Annotated in this window: 23 protein-coding genes and 3 pseudogenes; 13 read left to right on the top strand and 13 right to left on the bottom strand. The window is 67.5% G+C overall.

The window, feature by feature from the left end; translation table 11 throughout:
* The first annotated feature begins 18 nt into the window (after window positions 1-18).
* Both CJ179_RS37585 and CJ179_RS37580 read left to right on the top strand, forming a co-directional pair.
* Entirely contained in the window at window positions 19-450 is a 432-nt protein-coding gene (locus tag CJ179_RS37585) for a hypothetical protein (protein ID WP_257015989.1), read from the top strand.
* A 358-nt stretch (window positions 451-808) separates the two neighbouring features.
* Window positions 809-1,462 (top strand): hypothetical protein, encoded by a 654-nt coding sequence (locus tag CJ179_RS37580; RefSeq protein ID WP_095864870.1) that lies wholly within the window; start codon window positions 809-811, stop codon window positions 1,460-1,462.
* Window positions 1,463-1,578: 116 nt separating this feature from the next.
* Here CJ179_RS37580 and CJ179_RS37575 read toward each other — a convergent pair whose 3' ends face one another.
* The 7 genes from CJ179_RS37575 to CJ179_RS37545 all read right to left on the bottom strand — a co-directional run bounded on the left by CJ179_RS37575 (window position 1,579) and on the right by CJ179_RS37545 (window position 6,532).
* Window positions 1,579-1,878 carry a WhiB family transcriptional regulator gene (locus CJ179_RS37575; protein ID WP_095864869.1) on the bottom strand — a complete coding sequence of 100 codons (300 nt, stop codon included), beginning with the start codon at window positions 1,876-1,878 and terminating at the stop codon, window positions 1,579-1,581.
* A gap of 120 nt (window positions 1,879-1,998) precedes the next feature.
* Window positions 1,999-2,376 (bottom strand): SHOCT domain-containing protein, encoded by a 378-nt coding sequence (locus CJ179_RS37570; protein WP_095864868.1) that lies wholly within the window; start codon window positions 2,374-2,376, stop codon window positions 1,999-2,001.
* Between the two features lie 30 nt (window positions 2,377-2,406).
* The gene (locus tag CJ179_RS37565) at window positions 2,407-2,655 is read right to left on the bottom strand and encodes an SHOCT domain-containing protein (protein ID WP_095864867.1); all 249 of its coding nucleotides are present in this window, start codon (window positions 2,653-2,655) and stop codon (window positions 2,407-2,409) included.
* A 474-nt stretch (window positions 2,656-3,129) separates the two neighbouring features.
* Complete coding sequence (locus CJ179_RS52320) at window positions 3,130-3,345, bottom strand: hypothetical protein (protein WP_306454270.1); 216 nt, start codon at window positions 3,343-3,345, stop codon at window positions 3,130-3,132.
* A gap of 277 nt (window positions 3,346-3,622) precedes the next feature.
* On the bottom strand, window positions 3,623-4,984 hold the full coding sequence (locus CJ179_RS37555; protein WP_095864928.1) for a diacylglycerol kinase family protein: 1,362 nt from the start codon (window positions 4,982-4,984) through the stop codon (window positions 3,623-3,625).
* Window positions 4,985-5,000: 16 nt separating this feature from the next.
* Complete coding sequence (locus CJ179_RS37550) at window positions 5,001-6,302, bottom strand: sodium:proton antiporter (RefSeq protein ID WP_095864866.1); 1,302 nt, start codon at window positions 6,300-6,302, stop codon at window positions 5,001-5,003.
* Window positions 6,299-6,532 (bottom strand): hypothetical protein, encoded by a 234-nt coding sequence (locus tag CJ179_RS37545; RefSeq protein ID WP_095864865.1) that lies wholly within the window; start codon window positions 6,530-6,532, stop codon window positions 6,299-6,301. Before CJ179_RS37545 ends, CJ179_RS37550 begins: the two co-directional genes overlap by 4 nt.
* A gap of 329 nt (window positions 6,533-6,861) precedes the next feature.
* Between CJ179_RS37545 and CJ179_RS37540 the strand changes: the two genes are divergently transcribed.
* The 4 genes from CJ179_RS37540 to CJ179_RS37525 all read left to right on the top strand — a co-directional run bounded on the left by CJ179_RS37540 (window position 6,862) and on the right by CJ179_RS37525 (window position 8,706).
* Window positions 6,862-7,122: a hypothetical protein gene (locus tag CJ179_RS37540; protein ID WP_095864864.1), complete on the top strand. Its 261-nt coding sequence runs from the start codon at window positions 6,862-6,864 to the stop codon at window positions 7,120-7,122.
* 14 nt (window positions 7,123-7,136) lie between these two features.
* Window positions 7,137-7,331, top strand: coding sequence for a hypothetical protein (locus CJ179_RS37535; protein WP_095864863.1), 195 nt, complete (start codon window positions 7,137-7,139; stop codon window positions 7,329-7,331).
* Window positions 7,332-7,524: 193 nt separating this feature from the next.
* Window positions 7,525-7,839, top strand: coding sequence for a hypothetical protein (locus CJ179_RS37530; RefSeq protein WP_095864927.1), 315 nt, complete (start codon window positions 7,525-7,527; stop codon window positions 7,837-7,839).
* Window positions 7,840-8,016: 177 nt separating this feature from the next.
* Window positions 8,017-8,706 (top strand): cupin domain-containing protein, encoded by a 690-nt coding sequence (locus CJ179_RS37525; protein ID WP_218834897.1) that lies wholly within the window; start codon window positions 8,017-8,019, stop codon window positions 8,704-8,706.
* Window positions 8,707-9,016: 310 nt separating this feature from the next.
* Here CJ179_RS37525 and CJ179_RS37520 read toward each other — a convergent pair.
* A pseudogene (locus CJ179_RS37520) lies at window positions 9,017-9,925 on the bottom strand (arylsulfatase); the annotation flags it as partial.
* On the opposite strand from CJ179_RS37520, the pseudogene CJ179_RS37515 reads away from it, so the two are divergent.
* Both CJ179_RS37515 and CJ179_RS37510 read left to right on the top strand, forming a co-directional pair.
* Window positions 9,888-10,406, top strand: a pseudogene (locus CJ179_RS37515) (ferritin-like domain-containing protein); the annotation flags it as partial. The pseudogenes CJ179_RS37520 and CJ179_RS37515 overlap by 38 nt on opposite strands.
* Before the next feature lie 354 nt (window positions 10,407-10,760).
* Entirely contained in the window at window positions 10,761-11,216 is a 456-nt protein-coding gene (locus CJ179_RS37510; RefSeq protein WP_095864926.1) for a DUF4383 domain-containing protein, read from the top strand.
* 435 nt (window positions 11,217-11,651) lie between these two features.
* Here the strand turns inward: CJ179_RS37510 and CJ179_RS37505 are convergent, their stop codons facing one another.
* The 3 genes from CJ179_RS37505 to CJ179_RS37495 all read right to left on the bottom strand — a co-directional run bounded on the left by CJ179_RS37505 (window position 11,652) and on the right by CJ179_RS37495 (window position 13,828).
* Complete coding sequence (locus CJ179_RS37505; RefSeq protein ID WP_095864861.1) at window positions 11,652-11,921, bottom strand: hypothetical protein; 270 nt, start codon at window positions 11,919-11,921, stop codon at window positions 11,652-11,654.
* An 83-nt stretch (window positions 11,922-12,004) separates the two neighbouring features.
* The gene (locus CJ179_RS37500; protein ID WP_095864860.1) at window positions 12,005-13,423 is read right to left on the bottom strand and encodes a hypothetical protein; all 1,419 of its coding nucleotides are present in this window, start codon (window positions 13,421-13,423) and stop codon (window positions 12,005-12,007) included.
* A 6-nt stretch (window positions 13,424-13,429) separates the two neighbouring features.
* On the bottom strand, window positions 13,430-13,828 hold the full coding sequence (locus tag CJ179_RS37495) for a hypothetical protein (protein WP_095864859.1): 399 nt from the start codon (window positions 13,826-13,828) through the stop codon (window positions 13,430-13,432).
* A 60-nt stretch (window positions 13,829-13,888) separates the two neighbouring features.
* Here CJ179_RS37495 and CJ179_RS52315 point away from each other — a divergent pair, with 60 nt between their 5' ends.
* The 4 genes from CJ179_RS52315 to CJ179_RS37475 all read left to right on the top strand — a co-directional run bounded on the left by CJ179_RS52315 (window position 13,889) and on the right by CJ179_RS37475 (window position 15,871).
* The gene (locus CJ179_RS52315; protein WP_095864858.1) at window positions 13,889-14,068 is read left to right on the top strand and encodes a hypothetical protein; all 180 of its coding nucleotides are present in this window, start codon (window positions 13,889-13,891) and stop codon (window positions 14,066-14,068) included.
* Window positions 14,069-14,128: 60 nt separating this feature from the next.
* Complete coding sequence (locus tag CJ179_RS37485; RefSeq protein ID WP_095864857.1) at window positions 14,129-14,509, top strand: SHOCT domain-containing protein; 381 nt, start codon at window positions 14,129-14,131, stop codon at window positions 14,507-14,509.
* Between the two features lie 208 nt (window positions 14,510-14,717).
* Window positions 14,718-15,539 (top strand): class II glutamine amidotransferase, encoded by an 822-nt coding sequence (locus CJ179_RS37480; RefSeq protein ID WP_095864856.1) that lies wholly within the window; start codon window positions 14,718-14,720, stop codon window positions 15,537-15,539.
* 95 nt (window positions 15,540-15,634) lie between these two features.
* The gene (locus CJ179_RS37475; RefSeq protein ID WP_095864855.1) at window positions 15,635-15,871 is read left to right on the top strand and encodes a three-helix bundle dimerization domain-containing protein; all 237 of its coding nucleotides are present in this window, start codon (window positions 15,635-15,637) and stop codon (window positions 15,869-15,871) included.
* Between the two features lie 40 nt (window positions 15,872-15,911).
* On the opposite strand, the gene CJ179_RS37470 is transcribed toward CJ179_RS37475, so the two are convergent.
* Window positions 15,912-16,259 carry an amphi-Trp domain-containing protein gene (locus tag CJ179_RS37470; protein WP_095864854.1) on the bottom strand — a complete coding sequence of 116 codons (348 nt, stop codon included), beginning with the start codon at window positions 16,257-16,259 and terminating at the stop codon, window positions 15,912-15,914.
* Between the two features lie 490 nt (window positions 16,260-16,749).
* Here CJ179_RS37470 and CJ179_RS37465 point away from each other — a divergent pair, with 490 nt between their 5' ends.
* On the top strand, window positions 16,750-18,354 hold the full coding sequence (locus CJ179_RS37465; protein WP_095864853.1) for an MFS transporter: 1,605 nt from the start codon (window positions 16,750-16,752) through the stop codon (window positions 18,352-18,354).
* A gap of 69 nt (window positions 18,355-18,423) precedes the next feature.
* Here CJ179_RS37465 and CJ179_RS37460 read toward each other — a convergent pair.
* A pseudogene (locus CJ179_RS37460) lies at window positions 18,424-19,840 on the bottom strand (DUF2252 domain-containing protein).
* Window positions 19,841-19,842 lie beyond the last annotated feature (2 nt).

Here is a 19,842-nt window from a genome sequence, read left to right as displayed (position 1 = left end):
GAGGAGCTGTACCGAGCCGTGGCGAACCGGCGGCTGCACTACGAGAGGCTGCTCTGGCAGGCGCCGGCGCTCAGTCTGACCGCGCAAGCGTTCCTGTTCAATATCGCGCTGAACCAGAACAACACCGCTGCGGGCCGGATCGCCGCCGCGTTGCTCGCGCTGACCTTGTCGCTGCTCTCGCTCGGGCTCATGGTGAGTCACCGCCGCGCCCTGCTCACGGATACGCAGTGGTTGGAGCGCTTCGAGCAGCAGGAACTGGGCGCCGGCGAGTGGGTCGCGCACGGTGCGGCGTTCTCGAGGGCGCAGCCGGCCATCCCGGACCTGGACGCCGGTTTGGTCGGCAAACTCCCGCTGAAACACGTTTTCAGAGCCTGGATCGCCGGTATCGGCGTGTTCGCCATCGCCGCCGTCCTGGTGATTATCAGGACGCTCGTCACCGTCGTCTTCTGACCGCTGTTCCACCAGGCAACCGGCTGGCCTGCGGGGTAACCGGGTGCTGTGGCCGGGGGTGTGCTCGCTCGGCAGGTCGACCAGGTCGCCTGGAAGCGGTTGTCGGTGCGACCGCTTCGACGACACTTCCGCCGTCGCCCGGCTACCAGATAGCTTCGTCGGCAACAGCCGGAACCACCGCCGGGAACCAACGGTTCATCGCCCGTGACGACGGCCGATTACGGCGACAGAGCGCCAACCCGCGGCGGCGCCGGGGGCAACCGGGCATCGGCCGTGCGCCGGTTGCCGCTGCGTCGCGGTGCACGGCAGGGGAACTGCCTGCTGGTTCCCGCACCCTGATTCGGTCATGATTGAACCCATGGCTGATCCGCGCAGCGGGGTCCAGTTCCAGCCGCTGCGGACGCCGCGGTCCGCGGCGATCGCGGGCATCATCTTCGGGGTGCTCTTCGCCACCAGCATCATCCTGCTGGCCACGGCGGTCCCCGCCACCACCGCGGCGCCCTGGGTACGCGGCGGCTCGAAGATCACCACCGCCCTGTTCCTCGCCCCCATCGCGGGCATCGCGTTCCTGTGGTTCATCGGGGTCCTCCGCGACCGGTTCGGCGACCTCGAGGACCGCTTCTTCTCGACCGTCTTCCTGGGCAGCGGGCTGCTGTTCCTCGCCATGACGTTCGTGTCGATGGCCATCGCGGGCGGGCTCCTGGCCGTCTCCCGGAACGCGAACGTTCCCCAGGACGACATCGTCTACTTCGGGCGGGAGGTGACGCTGCACATCAACAACGTCTACGCGATACGCATGGCCGCGGTGTTCATGATCTCGCTGGCCACGATGTGGCTGCGCACCGGGCTGATGCCGCGATGGTTGGTGATCGCCACCTACCTGCTCGCACTGAGCCTGTTGCTGGTTGTCAGCTTCAGTATCTGGGCGGTGCTGGTCTTCCCGGCGTGGGTGATCGCGGTCAGCGTGTACATCCTCGTCACCGATCACCGGCAACCCACCAATCCGGGCTGAGACCGGTGGTGCCAGCGCGGTCAGGGGCAGTTCGGCTTCTTCGGCATACCGAATCCGCTCCTCGATGCTGTCGGGACGGACGATCGTCAGGTCCGAGCTGTCGGGACGGACGATCGTCAGGTCCGAGGGCCGAGGAAGGCGGACCAGGACACGACCTCGGGATTCTGTTTGAGCAGTGCCCGACGCTGCCGTTCCGTCATGCCACCCCACACCCCGAACTCGACACGCTTGTCGAGCGCATACGCACCGCACTCCATCAGCACCGGGCAGTGCCGACACAGGAGCGCGGCCTTGCGTTGGGCTGCACCCCGTACAAAAAGTTGGTCGAAGTGACCATCCCGACACAACGCCCGCGTTCTCCAGTTCAATCCGTCGACGTCGTATTCGATGCAGGTATGCCTGGTGGCGTCGCTCATGCGAGTCGTTCCCCCCTCGAAGACCGAACGGAATCGGGCGGCCTGGCGAACAGTGGAAACACCGCCAGGACCGCCGCCGCGCCGCCCAGGCCAGGGGCCGAACCGGGACCGGCGCCGCCGTTACACCAGTGACTTGGACTTGATCGCTTGAAACTCCGGTTCGGTGATCGCGCCGGAGTCGAGCAGCGCCTTCGCATCCGCGATCTGCTGAGCCGGAGACTGCCCGGCCACCTCCCGGATGTAGCTGTCCTGAGCCCGCTTGACCTGACCGAAGGCCGCCGCGGACCGCTCGGTCATGCCCTCGTTCCGCACGATCAGGTAGATCAGCGCCGACAGGAACGGGACGACGAACAGGAACACGATCCAGATCGCCTTCACCCACCCCGAGGTCTCGTGGTCCCGGAACAGGTCGGTGATGATCTGAAACAGCACCATCAGGTATGCCACGAACAGGAAAGTGACGGTGACGAACCAGAAGAAATCCCAGAAGCCGTCCATTAGCGGTGCTCCGTCCACTCGATGATGCGGTTAGGAGGCCAGGATCCCGGCCTTCTCGGTGTTGAACTCCTGATCGGTCAGCACCCCGTGATCGCGGAGTTCGCCGAGTTGTTTCAGAGCGGAGATCCGGTCGACCCCCGCCGCCGGTGGGGCCGCCGGCTGCGGCGGGAACTGCTGCGCCGGTCCTGACTCATACTGCGCCGCAGGCTGTTCGGCAGCCCACCGTTGACCCTCGCTTCTGAAGACAGCAGCGGGAAGAGCAGATCGGGCGACTCTCAAATACAGCCCCTGAGGACCTCCCCAGCGGCTCCTCGCTTGTCCAGCCTTGAGCCCGTTCTCGACAACCTGATGTGGACTAGACCCCGCATCTGCCGGGACGGACCGGTGAGAGGCCCCACGCGACAAACCGTGATCGAGGGACCGATCGCCGGCCACCCGACCCTTTTCGAGCCTAGGGCTTGGTGCCGGCGCGGTGTCTCACCCGTTGCGGGTGAGATACGCCTCGTCCGAGGCGTCGGACAATAGCTGCTGCGCGCGACGACCTGCCCGGCACGCCGCCTTCGCCGCGCATCATCAGGGGCTCGGCTCTGACCCCCGTTCGAGTGCATCGGGCAACCGGCCTCGGCAACCCGCGACCATCCTCATCACCATTGTTCTGCCCCAGCTACTCCCGGGGACGGCGCTCGCAGAGGACGGGGTGTTCGTCGACGATGTCGTCCCCCGCACGACCGCGACGTCGCCGTTCCGGTCTACTCACCAGAGGGTCAGGGGCAGCCCGGCCGCTTCGGCACACCTGATCCGTTCCTCGATCCTGTCGGTGGCTTCGCCGCAGGCGAGTCCGGTGCGGATGGCGGCGGCGATCCGCGGATCCGTCCGGCCGGGCCGCGGACATCGGCAAGCGGGCTGGCGAGGTTGCGGCGGGCGTAGGTGGTATTCGGTGCGGTTGACGGCGTTGGTCCCCAACCACATGCGTGTGGGGTTGGTGCAGCCGGCGAAGTCACACTGGTGACACACCACCGCGTCGTCGGCGCCGGACCACCCGAGTCGCCGGATAATTCCGTGTGGTCAAGTCCCAGGACGTGGTGTACGAGGTGTCGCGTGACTCCTCGTGGGGTTATGCGGTGAGCTCCGGGTGTCACCTCCAGCTTGGGTTCGGTAGTGGCGGCATTGTCGCCGCGGGAACGGGCGAGGACGTCGAGACCGAGACAGCGGCGCCCGTCGATCCACTCGTCGTGTTGCTCGGCCGTCATGACTGGTCTCCCTGCGTCGGCAACGGCGGGGTCTGACGGTGCCATGCCAGTTCGCGGAGCCGGACCCAGTCGACGGTGGGTTCGGCGGGGCGCACCCCGGGGCGGTCACGGGGTACCCGGATCCGGAGGGCGCCGGGCTCGATCGTGCACCGCACCGGGGTGGTCAGCAGCAGCGATTCGCCGTCGACGCCGACCGGGGTCTGACGCGTGTCGGCGTCGACAATCACCTCGGTGGTGGTGTGCTGGGTCAGGCCCCGAACGTTCGCGCGGCGCAGCAGCCCGATCGCCTGGTGGGCGTTGGCGACGGAGACGGTGACGGCGCCGAGGACGCCGCGGTCGAGCCGGTCTCGACGGTTCAGGCCGGCGAGATCGCTGGTGCCGTAGGGGTTGTTGCTCACCAGCACCGCCTGTGGGTTCCGCACGGTGAGGTTCCCGATTTCTGCGACGAGTGGGGCACCGGCTTGTCCGGCGAGCAGGTCCGGGAGCATCTGGAGCACGGTTCCGGTCTTGTCGTCGCGGTAGGCGGGGCTGCGGACCACCTCGGCGTAGACCCCGAAGGAGGCGTTGTTGACGAACGGGCGGCCGTTGATCCGGCCGAGGTCGACGGCGAGCTCGACGCCGTCGCGGAGGGCGTCGAGACACCGGCTCGGGTCGGTGCGGTCGAGTCCGAGGTCCATCGCGAAGTGGTTGCGGGTGCCGGCGCTGATCACCAGGAACGGCAGATCGTTCTCGGCTGCGACCCCCGCGACGAGGGCCTGGGTCCCGTCGCCGCCGGCCACGCCGAGCAGGTCCGCGCCGGCCTCGACCGCCTGCCGGGCCAGTTCGGTGACGTCGACGGTGCCGGGTCCTTCGATCAGGACCACCTCGGCGCCGAGTTCCTCGGCCTTGCGTTGCAGGTCGAATTTCGCGACCTTGCCGCCACCGGAGTGCGGGTTCATGATCAGCACCGGATGCCGTACCGGTGGGGCGGGCGCCTCGCGGACGGCGGTGTCCGAGGTTCGTCCGCGCAGGGCGGCGCGGGCGCAGGGCACCGTGAGGAGCGCGAGAACCATGGAGGTGACGACCTCGGCGAGCAGGTGGGCGCGGATGAAGAGGACGAGGACGACGATCGGTGACAGTATCGCGATCGTCAGCGAGATCCAGCGCAGCACACCGCGACTGGCGAGGAACCAGTACAGGGCGGCGACCATGACGACGACGCCGCCGACTCCGACGACGAGGACCCCGACGGTGCTGAGCAGTCCGGCGGACACCAGCGGCACCGCTACCGCGAGGATCGCTAGTGCGAACGCCGCCGGCGCCCACCAGCGGCGGGCTCCGGTCGTGGTGTCGGGGGCGGCGGATCGGGTCTCGCTCATCGTCATGTCCCCGTCGTCATCCTGGCGTGCCGGGTGCGGGGGTGCCGGGTGCGGGCTGGTCCTCGCGGCGGGGGTGACGCCGGAACCAGGCGGCGTAGCGGTCGGCCAAGGGTGCGGCGCTGAGGCCGTGGGCCAGGACGGAGAGCGCGATGGTGATGACGGCGGTGGTGACGAGCAGCCCTTCGTGGGGCAGCTCGTCCGGTTCTTCGAGGATGAGGATGACGAAGACGATGGTGGCCAGTCCGCGCGGGCCGAACCAGCCGACGAAGGCGACGGTCGGTCCGCGCGGGTGCGTCCCGATCAGCGACAGCGCGACGGGGACCATCCGGACGACGGTCAGGCTCAGCACCGCGTAGCCGAGCACCGCCCAGGACAGATGCCCGAGCGCGGGACCGAGCAGCACGGCACCGAAGACGATGAACGTCACGGCGCTGAACACGTCGCCGGCCTCGTCGAGCATGTCGGCCTCCTCGTCCTCTCCCTCGGCCTCGCCACCGGTACCACCGCCCTCGTGGTGGTCGGTGGCGCGGTGGCGGACCGCGCCGAAGGTCAGCCCGCCGACGAACGCGGCGATGAACCCGGACCCGCCCAGGGGCACGGCGGCGGTGTAGGCGAGCGCGGCCGCCGTCACCGGGATGATCTGCGCCCACAACGGGTCGAGGGAGCGGCGGCGGGCGCCGGTGATCAGGAGCGCGGCGGCGATCGCCCCGGCCACGACGCCGGCGAGGATGCCGTACCCGATCTGCTCGGTGAGCAGGCGGGCGGCGGCGCCGCCGCCGATCGCGCCGGCCTCGGCCTGTGCGACCGCCAGCACGACCAGGAACAGGGGCACGCAGATCCCGTCGTTGAGCCCGCTCTCGACGTTCAAACCCTGCCGCACCCGCGACGGCAGGATCGGCAGCGTCACCACCGTCTGCCCGAGGGCGGCGTCGGTCGGGGCGAGGATCACCGCGAGCAGCAGCGCTTCCGGCCAGGCGAGGTCACCGAGTGTCGCCAGTGCGGCGCCGAAACCCGCCGCGATGGTCAGCGGCAGGCCGATGCCGAGCAGTCGGGCGGGAAGTGAGATCTCGGCGCGCAGGGTGGGCAGGTTCACCCGGGAGGCGTCCGAGAACAGCACCAGCCCGAGCGTCACCTCGGCGAGCAGTTTCACCACCTCGGCGCCGGCGTGCACATCGATCAACCCGAACGCGTTCGCGCCGAGGATCAGGCCGCCGACGGTGAAGATGATCGGAGCGGTGATCGGGGTGCCCGCGATCCGGCCGGAGACCGCCGAGTAGGCGAGCAACATGGCGGCGATCGCCGGTAGCGCCCACGTCATGCCGGCACCGCCTCATCGCCGTGCTGCCGGGCCCGCGCGACGACGGGCCGGACGAGGATCGCGAGCAGCAGCAGCGCGAGAGGACCAGCAGCACGGTCCAGCCGACCACGGCCCCGGTCGGGTGGTTCCAGAACACGATCCTTGCCAGCGAAGGTGATCAGGCCGAGACAAGGCCGACCGGGAATCGGGAGAACCTCGCGACGCACACCCGTTCGCTCCACCATGGTCACTCACATCCCGTTCCTCGACTCGGAACGCTCACGGGCCCTCGCCTGGGCCCGGAGTGCAGTGCTGCACACAACGCTATCGCCGCCCGCGGGGCGCGCGGACGGGAACGAGTAGGCCCGCCCGCACGAACCCGCACGCAACGCCGAATCTGCGGTCAGCGCCGGTCCCTGCGGTCCTCCCGACGGTCCGGAACCGCCGTTGGCCGAGGCAATCACAGGAGCCCGGGTCGGATCGTTGTCGATCGTTGGGTGCCCCCTGACAGCGTCGAGCATGAGGTTTCGTCGGCGAGGTGCTTATGATCCGGGTCGGTGCGAGCGGAAGGTGCAGACCGATGCCCGAGAAGAAACACAAACCGCAACCCGAACCCGGTCCGCTCTGCGTGGGCGCGCGGGTGCTGGTGCGTCGGCCGTCCGAAGCGGACCAGACCGGTCGGATCATCGAGGACTACGCCGAGCTGACCGACACCGACGAACGCGGGCACGCCTGGGCGCCGGTGCACCGGTGGGCGGTCGCCCTCGACGACGGGCGCCTGGTCTTCGCCGACACCGACGACCTGACCGCCGACCCGAGCACGCACGGCTCCACCGGGTAGACCGACCCTGGCCGGTGGAACAACCAGCCAGGGGCCGTGCCCCGGGGACCGACCAACTGGGTTTCTTCACCGCCACGCTGCCGGTGAAGAAGAACGGCGCCGTGCCGCCGAAGCAGAAGACGGTCGCGTTTCCCTTCGCGAAACCGCTGGGGTTTCCCAGCACCAAGGAGCGGAGCGCGGCGGCAACGACTACGGCGGCGACCGTGTGACGCCGGATCGATGCCCTCGAAGTCGAGATCGGCCGCGGGGGGCCTCTGATCGGTCGTACATCAGGGGTATCTCGCCGTCCAGCCCGGGACGAATGGGTCCATCACCAGATGACGGCGCTCCACGCGCCCGGCCGGCGAGGAAATCACGACTCCCGCACTGGTGTCGGCTGAAACCGAATCGAGAGTGACCACCATGACAACGATCACCAGGCGTGCGGTCATCGCAGCGGCCGCCATCGCCCTGTTCACGGCTCCGGGCGTCGCCACGGCCGCCCCACACATGCACGGCGATCCGAACACACCAGGGACGCAGGTTCAGTTCCACAACGACCAGGGCGATTCCAACAGCTACACCTGCGGCGCAGTCGGAGTCGGCGGGGCAGGAGTCGGATCGAACCCCGGCGGTGGAACCGGCCAGGTCAACGGCACCTTCGGGCCGGGACCCGTCCAGGGCGGATGCGTCGGCAGCGACGGATCGGTCTTCTTCCCCACCGGCAACGCCGAGTGACCCCGACGGGCGGGCACGCCCCGAGCCGTCACGATGCGACGAGTTCCTGCCAGGAGGGCAGCGAGGGCGCCCGCCCCCTCGTTCGTCTCCGCTTTTCTGCTTATCCGCATCTCCGTATTTCCGTGTGGTCCGAGGGTTGATGCCGGAGTGCGTCGTGAATCCGGTCGAGCAGGCGGAATGTCCACCGTCACCGACAAGTCCGGCGAGGCGCCGGGCATGTCCACACACTCACGGAGCGAGGAACCTGTTCGTGGGCCCCGACCAATTCGTACCGTCCGTCCTGCGCCCTGGACGGGCGGTGCGTCGCTGACCCGATTTGCTGAGGTCCCCCGGGTCTTTTCGCGACGCGCGTACTGGCACAACACCTATGAAGAGGAAGTAATCAGCATGTCGAGCCAACCCGAACAACATGAGCTCGAGGTCTTCGATTCCAATTCGATGGACTGGCTGGAGCTGCCGATCGAACAGCTCGGCAGGAGTCTGACGCTCAAGCCGTTCACGTCAGATCCCGACACCGGAATGTCCTGCATGCTTCTGCGTTACGACGCCGGATTCATCAACCCATGGCATACCCACAACTGTGCGCACGGCATGTATGTGCTCAGCGGGACCCTGCGGACCCACAAGGGGGACTTCGGCCCGGGGTCCTTCGTCTGGTTCCCCGAGGGGATGACGATGTACCACGGTGCGACCGAGGAAAGCGACTGCGTCATCCTCTTCATCACGAACAAACCGTTCACTATTCGCTACACCTTCGAAAATGAAGAGAGCGGAAGCGACGCCGAGCGACGGGGCCGGGGCCGGGGCCGGGGCCGGGGCCGGGGCCGGGAAAAGGCATGCCTGTGCTCGACGGCTTCCGTGACCTGACGCCTCGCGGTAGGTGAGTGGATGTCGACAATCAAGCAGTACTCCACTCGAGACTCGATGGGTGCTTGGTCATCCTTGGATGGCAGAGAGTTCGACCTGCGTTCCGCAGCTATCGCTACACGCACGACCACCGCACGGTGGCAGCCCGGGCAAGCAACCCCCTGCGGTTGCCTGCTCCGTTCCTCGGTGGGTGCGGTTCTCTAGGTCCGTCGGCACGGGTCACCCACCGGGCGAAAACCCGTATCGCCCGGTGGGTGGCTCCGCCTCGTCGGGCGCGGAGCGGCTCGCTCGGCTCGACGCGGGTTGGGTGTTATTCGCGCGAGAGCATGGCGGCCGCTTCGCGTTCGAGGTCGACGTAGGGTTCGCCGCTGACGTCGACGGCCACCCGGTGCAGGGTGCCGCCGGTGAACGCCCACGGGGCGGTCCCGGGGTAGTCGTCGGTGACGGGTTCCCCGGTGTCGCGGCCGGCACTCAGCCCCTCGCCGGCGATGCTGAACTTGCCGGGCTGCGTCTTGATCCGGCCCTCGCCGACCTTCCGGTCCCCGTAGAACAGGGTCAGGGTGCCGTTCGCGGTGCCGGGCGGGTCCTCACCGTCCTTGTCGAACGTGGCGGCCAGGATCAGGTTGTCGCCGGTCGGCAGGTCCTCGGTGGCGACGATGCGCTGTTCGCTGCCGAGGAAGTTGTACTCATAGCGCAGGCGGTTGTCCTTGACGTAGAGGGCGTGCCCACCGAAGCGGCTGCCGTGCGCGAACAGCACCCCGGATGCCCCGGGTTCGGGGAGATCGACCAGTGCTCCGATCGAGTAGGAGCGGTTGCGGATGTTGACCGCGACCGACTCGGGGACCTCGGCGCCACCCGGCCGGTAGACGTAGCGGTTGCGCGGCGGCGCGAGCTGCGGGCGCGCGGTGGTGAGGATCTCGACCCCAGACCGGTCGTCGAGCGGGAACGCCTGGTTGGCGCCGGCCTCGTGGAACCACAGGCCGATCAGTTCGGCGAGCCGCCCGGGCTCCTCGGCGGCGAGGTCGTGGAGCTCGGTGCGGTCGACCTGGGTGTGGTAGAGCTCCCAGGTGTCGTCGGGGAACCGGGCCCAGCCGCTGATCGCCGGGTGGGTGGTGACGGCCTTCCAGCCGTCGTGCCAGATGCCTCGGGTGCCGAGCATCGAGTAGAACTGGGTGTGCTTGGCCGTCGGGATGGTGGCCGCGTCGAAGCTGCGCCGCACCCCGTTGCAGGCCGCCGCCGGCGCCACGGTGCGACTGGTCAACACCCCCGTCACCTGGTCCGCGCGCGGCCTGAACCGCGCCCTCGACACCGTCCGCACCACCCCACCCGCCCTGAACCAGCTCCTCAACCGCGGCGCCCGGGCCGGGGACGTCGCGGTCAAGACCCTGACCGCATCCCGCGACGCCGCCCTCGAGACCGCCGAACAGGTCACCCGCCGGCAAGGCGCCGACACCGTCGCCGACGCGATCCATTCCGCCCGCGCCGCCAACGGTGTCCTCGAACCCGAGGAGCTGCCCATCGACGACTACGACCAACTCAACGTCACCCAGGCGGTCGCCGCGGTGAAAGAGCTCACCGAACCGGGCGACGTGCGGGTAATCGTCGCGTACGAGGAGGCACACAAGAACCGGCACGGCATCGTCTCCGCCGCCCAGACCCGACTGGCCACCATCGCGCACGAGGTGGTCGGCCTCGAGTAGAGGCGATCACCCAGCGGAGTCCCCCGCACACGGTTCTCGCCCACAGCTGCGAGGCGTAGCCCGTCAGTTGTGGTGGGCATGGCCCCGAAACCGATGAACGGCTTCGTGGACCTGCCCACAGCTCATATCACGTACCGCGTAGCAGTGCCCGCCTTCGGGTACCCGGATCAACGGGCGCGCAACGGTATACACATCCCCGAACGCACCGGCCCCGGTCGGCGGTGTTCGTCGCTCGCGGTCGGAGACGGTGACAGCGAACCCCTCCCGCTCCGGCCGCGGGCGGCTCCGCCCCCGTTTACCGTGCACGACGAGAAAGGTTGATCTGCGATGACTCAGCGTTCCACCCCCACCACGATGACCCGCACCCCGATCCAGCTCGCGGCCCTGGTCGTGGGCGCGGTGTTCCTGCTCGTCGGGATCCTCGGCTTCATACCCGGCATCACCACCGACTACGACATGCTCACCTTCGCCGGCCACCATTCGGGCGCCAAACTCCTCGGCATCTTCGAGGTCTCCATCCTGCACAACATCGTCCACCTCTTGTTCGGGATCGCCGGTCTGATCCTGGCGAGGACCGCGGCCACAGCGAAAGCGTTCCTCGTCGGCGGCGGCCTCATCTACCTGGTGCTCTGGCTCTACGGACTGCTCATCGACATGGACAGCGCCGCCAACTTCGTTCCGGTCAACACCGCCGACAACTGGCTGCACTTCGCCCTCGGAGCCGCCATGATCGCCCTCGGTCTGCTCCTCGGCCGCCGCACCACCACCACCGACACCGCCCCCGGGACGACACCCGGTACGGTGCGCTGACTCCCCACGACCCCACCCCTGCCGCGGTGGCGCGGACCGCGGCCCGACCACCGAAAAACCTGAGAAGAGCAGCAGGGCGAGAGCTATTTCGGCGAAGCGAGCAGCCAGTGGGCGTCCGGCGCCATCGGGACGAGCGCGAGGCCGGTGTCCCCGCGACAGGATTGTCGACCGGAATGAAATCGGGCACGAGATCGAACGGCAGCAGCCAGGTATCCCAGCATCAGCGCCCACGGCGCCGATCCCAACCCACGACTGAGAACCGACCACGGAATCCTCTCCCCCAGCCTGCAGGCCGACTCCTCCAACTCTGGAACCGCTGACGTCGGTGTCGCTTGGCGGGGTCAACACGCGCGTGTGTTCCGCATCTTCGACGCAAGAATCTGCGACGGAAGTGCTTGCTGCTCATGCGGTGTTCGTCTAATCCAGGTTCCTTGTTCAGGATTCGTCGTCGCACGCCATTCCTGGCCGAGTCCGGCCGTCGGGTGTGTACTCGGCGATCAGGGTGCGGTATCTGCGATGCGAGATCAGATCGATGTGTCCGGTCCGCACGGCCGTGCGGTACAAGATGGTGCGACTGCGGTCCCGCACCAGGATCTGGCGGCGAGCATCATCACCATCCGACAGCTCCCCGCCCTCACACCTCAGTTCGGCGAGGCGGCGGTTGATCTCCCCGAGCACCGACGCGAGTACAGCAAGCTCCTCCACCCTTAAGATTCTTGTCCAACCCGATCCGATCGCGGTACCTGCGCGAACCCACGGGACGATCACCGACGCCGAGTTCCAGGCGCTCACGACGAAGGCACCGGCGTAGATCCCGAGTCCTCCTTCGTCCCATCGTCCTGCGCGGTGGCCGTGCGGGCCGGGCGGATGAGCAGTTCGAGTGCCGCCAGCGCGAGGAGGGCAATGAACACGATCCACAACACGACCAGTCCGGTGGGATAGCGCCAGAACATCAGCAGCAGAGCCGCGACGCCGATGATGGCGCAGCGCAGCGGAACCCGAAGCTGGTTGGCCCACCGTTCCACTTCGTTCGGCGGTCGGCCGGCGCCGGACTTGCGGGCGAAGTCCAGTGCCTGCCCATAGCCGCGACGCACGGCGGTCGCGGACGCCGAGCCACCGACGAGGAAGGCTCCGATCGCGATCACCAGACCGAGGACGGCGACCGCACGCAGGCTCGTCCGCAGCGGTACCAGGACGGTGTCGATGACCGCTGCCGCCGCGTCGGGCGACAGGATGTCGGGTGGGACGCTGTCGAGGTAGATGGCGCGTCCGACGAGAATCCCGATCGCGAGGACGAGCATTCCCAGGGCGATGGACAGGCCGGCAAGGGAGAGCGCGCGCAGCCGCCGGCCGGTGGGGGCGACGGCGACCGCGGCGGCGGCGCAGGCGATTCCCAGCCACGGCAGGATCGCCGACGCCTTGTCGAGGGCATTGACGGCGCGCTGCGCCTTCACCAGTTCGGGGGACTGGAACAGCACGAATTGCTTGTCGACCGCGGGGATCTTGTCGGCGAACGCGAAACCGCGCTCGGTCAGCGCGGCCTTCACATTCTCGATGACGGTGCTCAGAGAAATGCTGACGGTGCCGCTCTGGTCGACCTCCACCGAGCTGAGACCGTAGTTCCCCGTCATCACCGCCACGAGCGCGTTGTGCGCCGAACGGTTCGCCTGGATCCAGAGGTCCTCGAATTGCTGGGACTGCACGAGTGAGCTGACGGTGTCGTGGACGAAGTTCTTTGCCTGGCTCGTGATCACCGGTGCGAGGCCGATCACGGCCGCGTCCAGCCGGGGAGCGTTCGCTGCGAGATTCGAGACGTCGGTCAGTGCTTCGAGTGCGTCCTTGGTGAGCCCCTCGACGTCGACTCGGGTGAAGATCTCGTCGGTGATCTGGTTCGTGATGTCCGCCTGGAGGGCCGGATTCGCACCGAGGGGGGCGACCGTGCTCACGTAGCGGTCGGTGTCGAGGATCTGACTTCTCGTGAAGCGTGCGGTGACCGACGCGAGTGCGAGAACGGCGACCAGGACCAGCAGAATCGTGACGGCCGTCCAGCGCAATCCGTTCCGGGGTGGGCGGGCGACCGGTTCTGCCGGAACACCGGCGGCGGCGCCCGCGGCCTGTCCGCGCAGCGTCGCCACCTCGTCGCGCAACCGGAGGAGTTCGGTGCGTTCGTCCTTGTCGAGTGGGCCGGTGCTCGTGCCGTCTTCCATTGCGGATCAGATCACTTCGGGGTTCCAGGTGGCGACCGCCCAGATCACGACGGCGTTCAGCGCGATGATCGTGATTGCCCACACGGGGTAGTAGGGCAGCCACAGGAAGTTGACGAGGATCGACAAGGCGCACAGCACCATCGCGCCGACACGTGCCCAGGTGGCCCCGGTGAACAGTGCCACACCGACGGCCGCAACGATCACGCCGAGCACGAGATGAATCCATCCCCATGTAGTGACGTCGAATTGGTAGGTGTACTCGATGCCGACGACGATCACGTCGTCCTTGGCTATCGCGGAGATCCCCTGGAAGAACTCGAGCACGCCGACGGTGACGAGAAGAACCGCCCCGCCCATCGACGTTCCCTTTGCCACACCTTGCTTGACCACCGAGTCCTCGGACATGACCGTTCCTTTACGTGTCAAGGCGCGAAACTACCTGGCGAGAATCATTCTCCTCCGGCAATGCAGGTGTTGGCAGCGAGATACCCGGATCACCTCGACGACATCCTGGTCGGCGACGGGGCCGCACTCGCCTCGACTGCGGTGATCGCACAGGCTGCGCCCGCGAGAGTGAGTTGCGCAGAAACCAGCGACGACAGGCCCCGGGAGGTGGATGCTTGCCTGGTGAGCGGGCACATCTGAGAATCGCTCTGCACCCAGGCAGCTCACATGCGGGGCTGCCGCACTCGAAGGAGTCACACCATGTTGGATTCATTGTGGGAACTGATCTGGTACACGCTGATGGTGTTCGCGTTCGTCGCCTACCTGATGATCCTGTTTCACGTCCTCGGTGACCTGTTCCGCGACCGCGGCATGTCCGGTCTCAGCAAGACTCTGTGGATCATCTTCCTGATCGTGCTGCCGTACCTCAGTGTGTTCGTCTACCTCATCGCCCGGGGCCCCGGCATGGCGGAACGGCAACTCGAGGCGCAGAGCGCGGCGAAGCAGGCGACCGACCACTACATCAGGGAGGTGGCCGGGAAGTCGGCTGCCGAACAGATCGCCGACGCAAAAGCATTGCTCGACGCGGGCACCATCAACCAAGCCGAGTTCGACGCCCTCAAGGCAAAGGCGCTCAGCTGACACACTCAGCGCGAGCCCGCAGGCTCGACGACCGCCCCTCGATCCGGCGTCGACCCCACCGAGGAGCGAAAACTGTTTCGCGTGCTGATCCTGTGCCGCCATCGCCTTCGGGGGCCGTGCGCGCACTTCACGAAGGGCCGGGGTCTGTGCCCGTCAGGGCTGTCGCAGACAGGGTCGGCTCTGCTTGAATTGATGTATGTGCCGGTGGATGGCGTACTCGGGGGAGCCGATCCTCGCGGAGGACCTGTTGTTCCGCCCTAAACATTCGCTGATCGACCAGAGTCTGCACTCACGTCTCGGGGCGACGACCACCAATGGTGACGGCTTCGGTGTCGGCTGGTACGGCGAGGGCACCGAACCGGCGGTCTACAAGAGCATCGAACCGGCCTGGAACGACAGCAATCTGCGGGAGATCGCCGGTCAGGTGCGAACACCCATGCTGCTCGCCCACGTGCGCGCCTCGACCGGGACGCCGGTGCAGCGCAGCAACTGTCACCCCTTCCGGCACGGGCAGTGGTTGTGGATGCACAACGGCGCACTGCGCGGGTTCCACGAGACCCGGCGCGAGTTGGTGATGGCCGTCGACCCGGCCCTGTTCCTCGACATCGAGGGGTCCACGGATTCGGAAACCTTGTTCTTCCTCGCCCTGACGTTCGGCCTCGTCGACGACCCCTTCGATGCCGTGGCCCGTGCGGTCGGCTTCGTCGAAGACGTCGGCCGCGCCCATGGGGTCGAGGATCCGGTGCAGATGACCGTCGCGACCACCGACGGCGAATCGCTGTGGATCTTCCGCTATTCGAGTGAGCGGCAGTCGAGGTCGTTGTTCTTCTCCACCGAGGTCGCGAAGCTGCGCGCACTGCACCCAGAAGTCGAGGTCCTGCACCGCCTGGGCGGGGAGACCCGTTTCGTGGTCTCCGAGCCCCTCCGCGACCTCGAAGGCGCGTGGAACGAGGTGCCGGAATCATCGGCCGGGGTGGTCCGGCCCGGCGACGACGAAGTCCGGCCCTTCGAACCGATCTCACCGACATGAGTTCGCGCAGCACCGATATCAACCGGTGACCACCCTACGTGTCGTTGCCATTTCGTGTGTTGCCCCTTGTCCGTTCCGGGGCAGACGATGAATGAATGCGCGGAGATGACGAAATGCTGCAGATCGAACAGGTCATCGCCCGCCTGATCACGCGATACCCCTCGATCCCACCGGTCGACATCGAAAACACCGTGCGGAACATGCACAAACGCTTCGTGAACGGGCGAGTACGTGACTTCGTGCCTCTCCTCGTCGAGAAAGCAGCCCGCCGGCACATCACCGAATCGGTCTCGCCGTCCGCCGTACCCGCCGCGCTGCCGCCCGCCGGGTAACGAGCCCACCGGGTACCGGCTCAGCGGCGATGTGCACAGATCACTTGGCGGTGGTCTTGCGCGGCCGCCCACGACGCGCGGTGGTCTTGGCCGGAGCCGGACTCGTGATCGGAGGCGGACTCTCCGATTCCGGTTCCGCGTCGGCCGTCGACTCCTCGGACGGATCGTCGCGCCAACTGATTTCGATTTCGATCTCGGTCTCGTCGCCTTCGACCTCAATCTCGAGCTCCCACCGGACCCGGTCGGCGACGACGATTTCGATCGAGTCGCCGCCCGAGCCCAGTTCCACCTCGGAGCCGCTCGCGAGTGCCTGTCCGAGCGCGATGAGCCGGTCGGACACCTCTTTCCGGGAGAGCTCGCACTTGCGCTTGATCTCCAGCTTGGGCACGACGACTCCTGACCTCGGCGAGGTGTGTACTCACCGTAACCGCCGCGGCGCAGGCGGCCGGTCCGAACCGGGGAGAAACCAACGACGATGTCGGCCCGTCGGCTCCGAGTTGCGACGATCGGTCCTCGGAACGGCTCTGTAGCTTCTGAAACTGTCCGAGCACGTCGGGTATCTGGAAAGCCGTTTGGCTCATGCCCGGCCCGGGGCTTGCGTTCTAGATAGGTCGCCCCACACATGAGACACTCAGTGTTGCGGGATGGACGTCGCGCTCGCGCCTACCCCCACCTCTTTCCCGTCCCGGGTTCGATGGCCTGACCAGGGCGGTGTGCGCGCAGGAGGTGGCCATGACGTCTTGGGTAGCTCCCCGTCGATCACCGTCCCACCTCGTGTCCGCAGGTCAGCGCGGGCGACCGATCGGCAGGCCGACACGGTCTCGCGCTCACACGCCCGTCCGGCTCGACGTCATGACAGCCGCGGCGGTGGGTCTGTGATGACCGAAGGACCGACGACCAGCGATCCCTCCGAGAAGGCAGCGGGCCCGCAACGCCTGCTCGGACTGCTGCTGGCGATGGCGATGTTCGTCCTCGTCGTCGACACATCACTGATGAACGTGTCGATCTCCTCGGTGGTTCGCGACCTCGACACGACCGTCAGCGGCGTCCAGGCGGCGATCGCACTCGAGGCGCTGGTATCCGCCGCGATCATCCTCATCGGTGGCAAGGTCGGCGATCTCATCGGACGCAAACGGGCGTATGTGCTGGGCCTGCTCGGCTACGCAGTCGGTGCGTCGGCGATGGCACTCGCACAGAGCCTGACCGCGATCATCATCTTCTGGGCAATACTCGGTGGAATCGGCGCGTCACTCCTCTTGCCCGCCATGCAGTCCCTCATCCACGGCAACTTCGAAGGCGCCGCTCAGAAGAAGGTCTACGCCCTGGTCGGGGCGGCGGCCGCGATCGCCGCCGCCGTCGGACCGCTGCTCGGCGGTTTCATCACCACCTACCTCTCGTGGCGCGTCGGGTTCGTGCTCGAAGTCGTCATCATCGCGGTCGTCCTGTCCGGCATCAAACTGGTCCGCGACGTGCCCTACACCGGACCCCGAGTCATCGACCTGGTGGGCGCGGCCCTCTCCGTTCTGGGCATGGGCGGGATCGTGCTCGGAATCCTGGTGTGGCAGGAGGGTGGCGAATCCGTGGGTGCGCTCCTGGTGATCGGTGCGATTGCGATGGCTGTGCTGGCGTACTGGCTCGTGCGGCGCAAACGTCAAGGGAAGCCGGCACTGCTGGACCCGGACCTGTTCCGCTCCAAGGTCTTCCGACTGGGCATCTCTGGGCAGATGCTCCAGCAGATCGCCCTGGGTGGCACGATGATCGCGCTGCCGATCTACCTGCAAATGGTGCTCGAGTACAACGCGATGCAGGCAGGCTTGTCCCTCGCACCTCTCTCGCTCAGCATGTTCGCAGTGGCGGTGCTCGCGGGCAAGAAGGCGGGCGACCGGCGCCCGAGCAGCATCATCCGGTGGGGATTCGTGCTTCTGACGATCGGGATCGCGGCGCTGATCCCGATCGTGCCCCGGGCAGAGTTCGGTTGGGGCCTGGTGATCCCGTTGGTGATCGCCGGATCCGGGTTGGGGTTGCTGGTGTCGCAACTCAACAAATACACGCTGGCACCGATCGAGGAGGAGCGGATCAGCGAGGCCGCCAGCGTCAATTCCGCGGCGGGATCGTTCGGGCTCTCGTTCGGGCTGGCGTTCGCCGGCGCCATCATGCTGGCAACGCTGTCCTTCACCTTCACCGCGATGGCGGAGTCGAGCACCGTGCTCCCGCCGGCCGAGCAGCAACAGGTGGCGCAGGTGCTCGAGGACGACGCCGAAGTCATGAGCAACACCCAGCTCGAACAGTTGCTCGTCGACCAGCCCCCGGAAATTCAGGACGAGATCATCCGCATCAACACCGACGCACGACCGCTCGCCCTTCAAATCGCCCTGCTCATCCCCATCCTCGCCGGTCTCATCGGGGTGTTCAATTCGTTCCGCATGAGGCGCATCCCGGACCCGACACCACCGGCCTCCGGCGAAGGGCCAGAGGGCGACTGACGCGCGTCTACCCACGGTCTCGTAGTCCTGCCATCACCGATGATGTTCGGACGCCGTGTCGGGCGCGACTCAGAGTCCGGTGTCGGCGGTGATGCGGCCCGCGGTGATGGCCTCGAGCAGTGCTGCATGGTCTCGGGCGTTCTGGTCGGTGTACGTGTCGGCGAATTCCGCCATCACATGGTCGAAATCGGTGCCGTCCCCGAGGTAGGCGGCGATGGCGATCCGGTCGCCCCGCGGGCGTGGGCGAAGGCGAGGGCCCGCCCGCACATCCGCCCGTACAGCTTCATCAGTCGGGGGTCTGGGATTCGACCACCGCCGACCCCTTGCCGTCACGCAGTTGCCGGATGTAGAAGTCGTGCTCGACGCCATCGCGATCCGGCCCGCGTTCCCAGCCCAGAAAGATGTCGCTGGCGGCCTGCATCAACCGCTGGCCGTGGACGACGCGCTCGCCCTCGGTCGCGAACGGCCGGCCCTCGACGTACGCCGACAACACCGACGGCTTCGCCTCCTTCACCTGGAGAAACAACGGATCGCCGGTGTCTGCTCCGGCCATCAGGACGATCCAGGTGCGGGTGCCCACACTGCCGACCCCGACCACCTTGCGGGCAATCTGCACCATCTGGAACTGGTCGTACAGCAGCCGCCGATCCCATTGCAGGGTCTGGGCATAGGTGTCGAGTCGCCGCTGGATGTCTCGATACAACGATTCGACGTCCTCACCGCCGTACAACTCCTCGATCGGAACGATCAGTGGTGGGGTGCTGACGATGCGCCTTCGGCCGTCCACCACGGCGGTCAGTTTCGACAGGGCCTGCACGCTGTCACGGCGGCGGGCCTTCTCCAGCGCAGCGCGCGCCCGTTTCCTCTTCGCCTTGCCGAGCTCGTCACGGAGCTCGGTCAGGTCCGCGGTGGGCTCGCTGTGCGAGTACCAGACCGCCAGGTTTGCCAGTTCCGCCTGCCGGGCCATGGTTTCGCGGTACTCGGCAACGCAGGCACGGATTATCTTCCTGCGCTTGTTGCCGCTGAAGCCGTTCTCGTTGGCCGCGACCGCGAGGCTGGCGACCAGGCGTTTGACGTCCCATTCGAAGGGCCCCGGATACGTCTCGTCGAAGTCGTTCACATCGAACGCCAGCTTGCGTTCCGGGGTGGCGAACACACCGAAGTTGCTCAGGTGCGCGTCCCCGCAGAGCTGTGCCGACAGGCCCGTGGTGGGCGAGCGGGACAGATCGGCGGCCATGACCGCGGCGCCGCCGCGGTAGAAGGTGAACGGTGTGGCCGCCATCCGCCCGTACCGGAGCGGGACCAATTCGGGGACCCGGTCCGCCGCCTGCTGCTCGAGGAGGCCGACCGGGTCGCGCCGCTCGGCGACATGATGCTCCGCGAGCGCGGCCAGCGGGGTGTCTCGGCGGGCGTCCACCCCTCGTCGTGCGCGTTCGGGCCGGCTCGGATGCGCCACCGGTTCTTCGGCTCCTGCGGATGTCGAAATTG

Source organism: Rhodococcus sp. ACS1, assembly GCF_002300155.1.
Classification (GTDB): Bacteria; Actinomycetota; Actinomycetes; order Mycobacteriales; family Mycobacteriaceae; genus Rhodococcus_F; species Rhodococcus_F koreensis.
Note: the sequence above shows the minus strand (reverse complement) of the source record. Positions and strands in the feature narration are given on the sequence as shown.

What these genes read in the sequence shown, in the direction of transcription:
- CJ179_RS37580 (WP_095864870.1), top strand. Translation starts at nt 809, where the DNA reads ATGGCTGATCCGCGCAGCGGGGTCCAGTTCCAGCCGCTGCGGACGCCG.
- CJ179_RS37575 (WP_095864869.1), bottom strand. Translation starts at nt 1,878, where the DNA reads ATGAGCGACGCCACCAGGCATACCTGCATCGAATACGACGTCGACGGA.
- CJ179_RS37570 (WP_095864868.1), bottom strand. Translation starts at nt 2,376, where the DNA reads ATGGACGGCTTCTGGGATTTCTTCTGGTTCGTCACCGTCACTTTCCTG.
- CJ179_RS52320 (WP_306454270.1), bottom strand. Translation starts at nt 3,345, where the DNA reads ATGTGGTTGGGGACCAACGCCGTCAACCGCACCGAATACCACCTACGC.
- CJ179_RS37555 (WP_095864928.1), bottom strand. Translation starts at nt 4,984, where the DNA reads ATGAGCGAGACCCGATCCGCCGCCCCCGACACCACGACCGGAGCCCGC.
- CJ179_RS37550 (WP_095864866.1), bottom strand. Translation starts at nt 6,302, where the DNA reads ATGACGTGGGCGCTACCGGCGATCGCCGCCATGTTGCTCGCCTACTCG.
- CJ179_RS37540 (WP_095864864.1), top strand. Translation starts at nt 6,862, where the DNA reads ATGCCCGAGAAGAAACACAAACCGCAACCCGAACCCGGTCCGCTCTGC.
- CJ179_RS37530 (WP_095864927.1), top strand. Translation starts at nt 7,525, where the DNA reads ATGACAACGATCACCAGGCGTGCGGTCATCGCAGCGGCCGCCATCGCC.
- CJ179_RS37525 (WP_218834897.1), top strand. Translation starts at nt 8,017, where the DNA reads ATGTCCACCGTCACCGACAAGTCCGGCGAGGCGCCGGGCATGTCCACA.
- CJ179_RS37510 (WP_095864926.1), top strand. Translation starts at nt 10,761, where the DNA reads ATGACCCGCACCCCGATCCAGCTCGCGGCCCTGGTCGTGGGCGCGGTG.
- CJ179_RS37500 (WP_095864860.1), bottom strand. Translation starts at nt 13,423, where the DNA reads ATGGAAGACGGCACGAGCACCGGCCCACTCGACAAGGACGAACGCACC.
- CJ179_RS37495 (WP_095864859.1), bottom strand. Translation starts at nt 13,828, where the DNA reads ATGTCCGAGGACTCGGTGGTCAAGCAAGGTGTGGCAAAGGGAACGTCG.
- CJ179_RS52315 (WP_095864858.1), top strand. Translation starts at nt 13,889, where the DNA reads ATGCAGGTGTTGGCAGCGAGATACCCGGATCACCTCGACGACATCCTG.
- CJ179_RS37485 (WP_095864857.1), top strand. Translation starts at nt 14,129, where the DNA reads ATGTTGGATTCATTGTGGGAACTGATCTGGTACACGCTGATGGTGTTC.
- CJ179_RS37480 (WP_095864856.1), top strand. Translation starts at nt 14,718, where the DNA reads ATGGCGTACTCGGGGGAGCCGATCCTCGCGGAGGACCTGTTGTTCCGC.
- CJ179_RS37475 (WP_095864855.1), top strand. Translation starts at nt 15,635, where the DNA reads ATGCGCGGAGATGACGAAATGCTGCAGATCGAACAGGTCATCGCCCGC.
- CJ179_RS37465 (WP_095864853.1), top strand. Translation starts at nt 16,750, where the DNA reads ATGACCGAAGGACCGACGACCAGCGATCCCTCCGAGAAGGCAGCGGGC.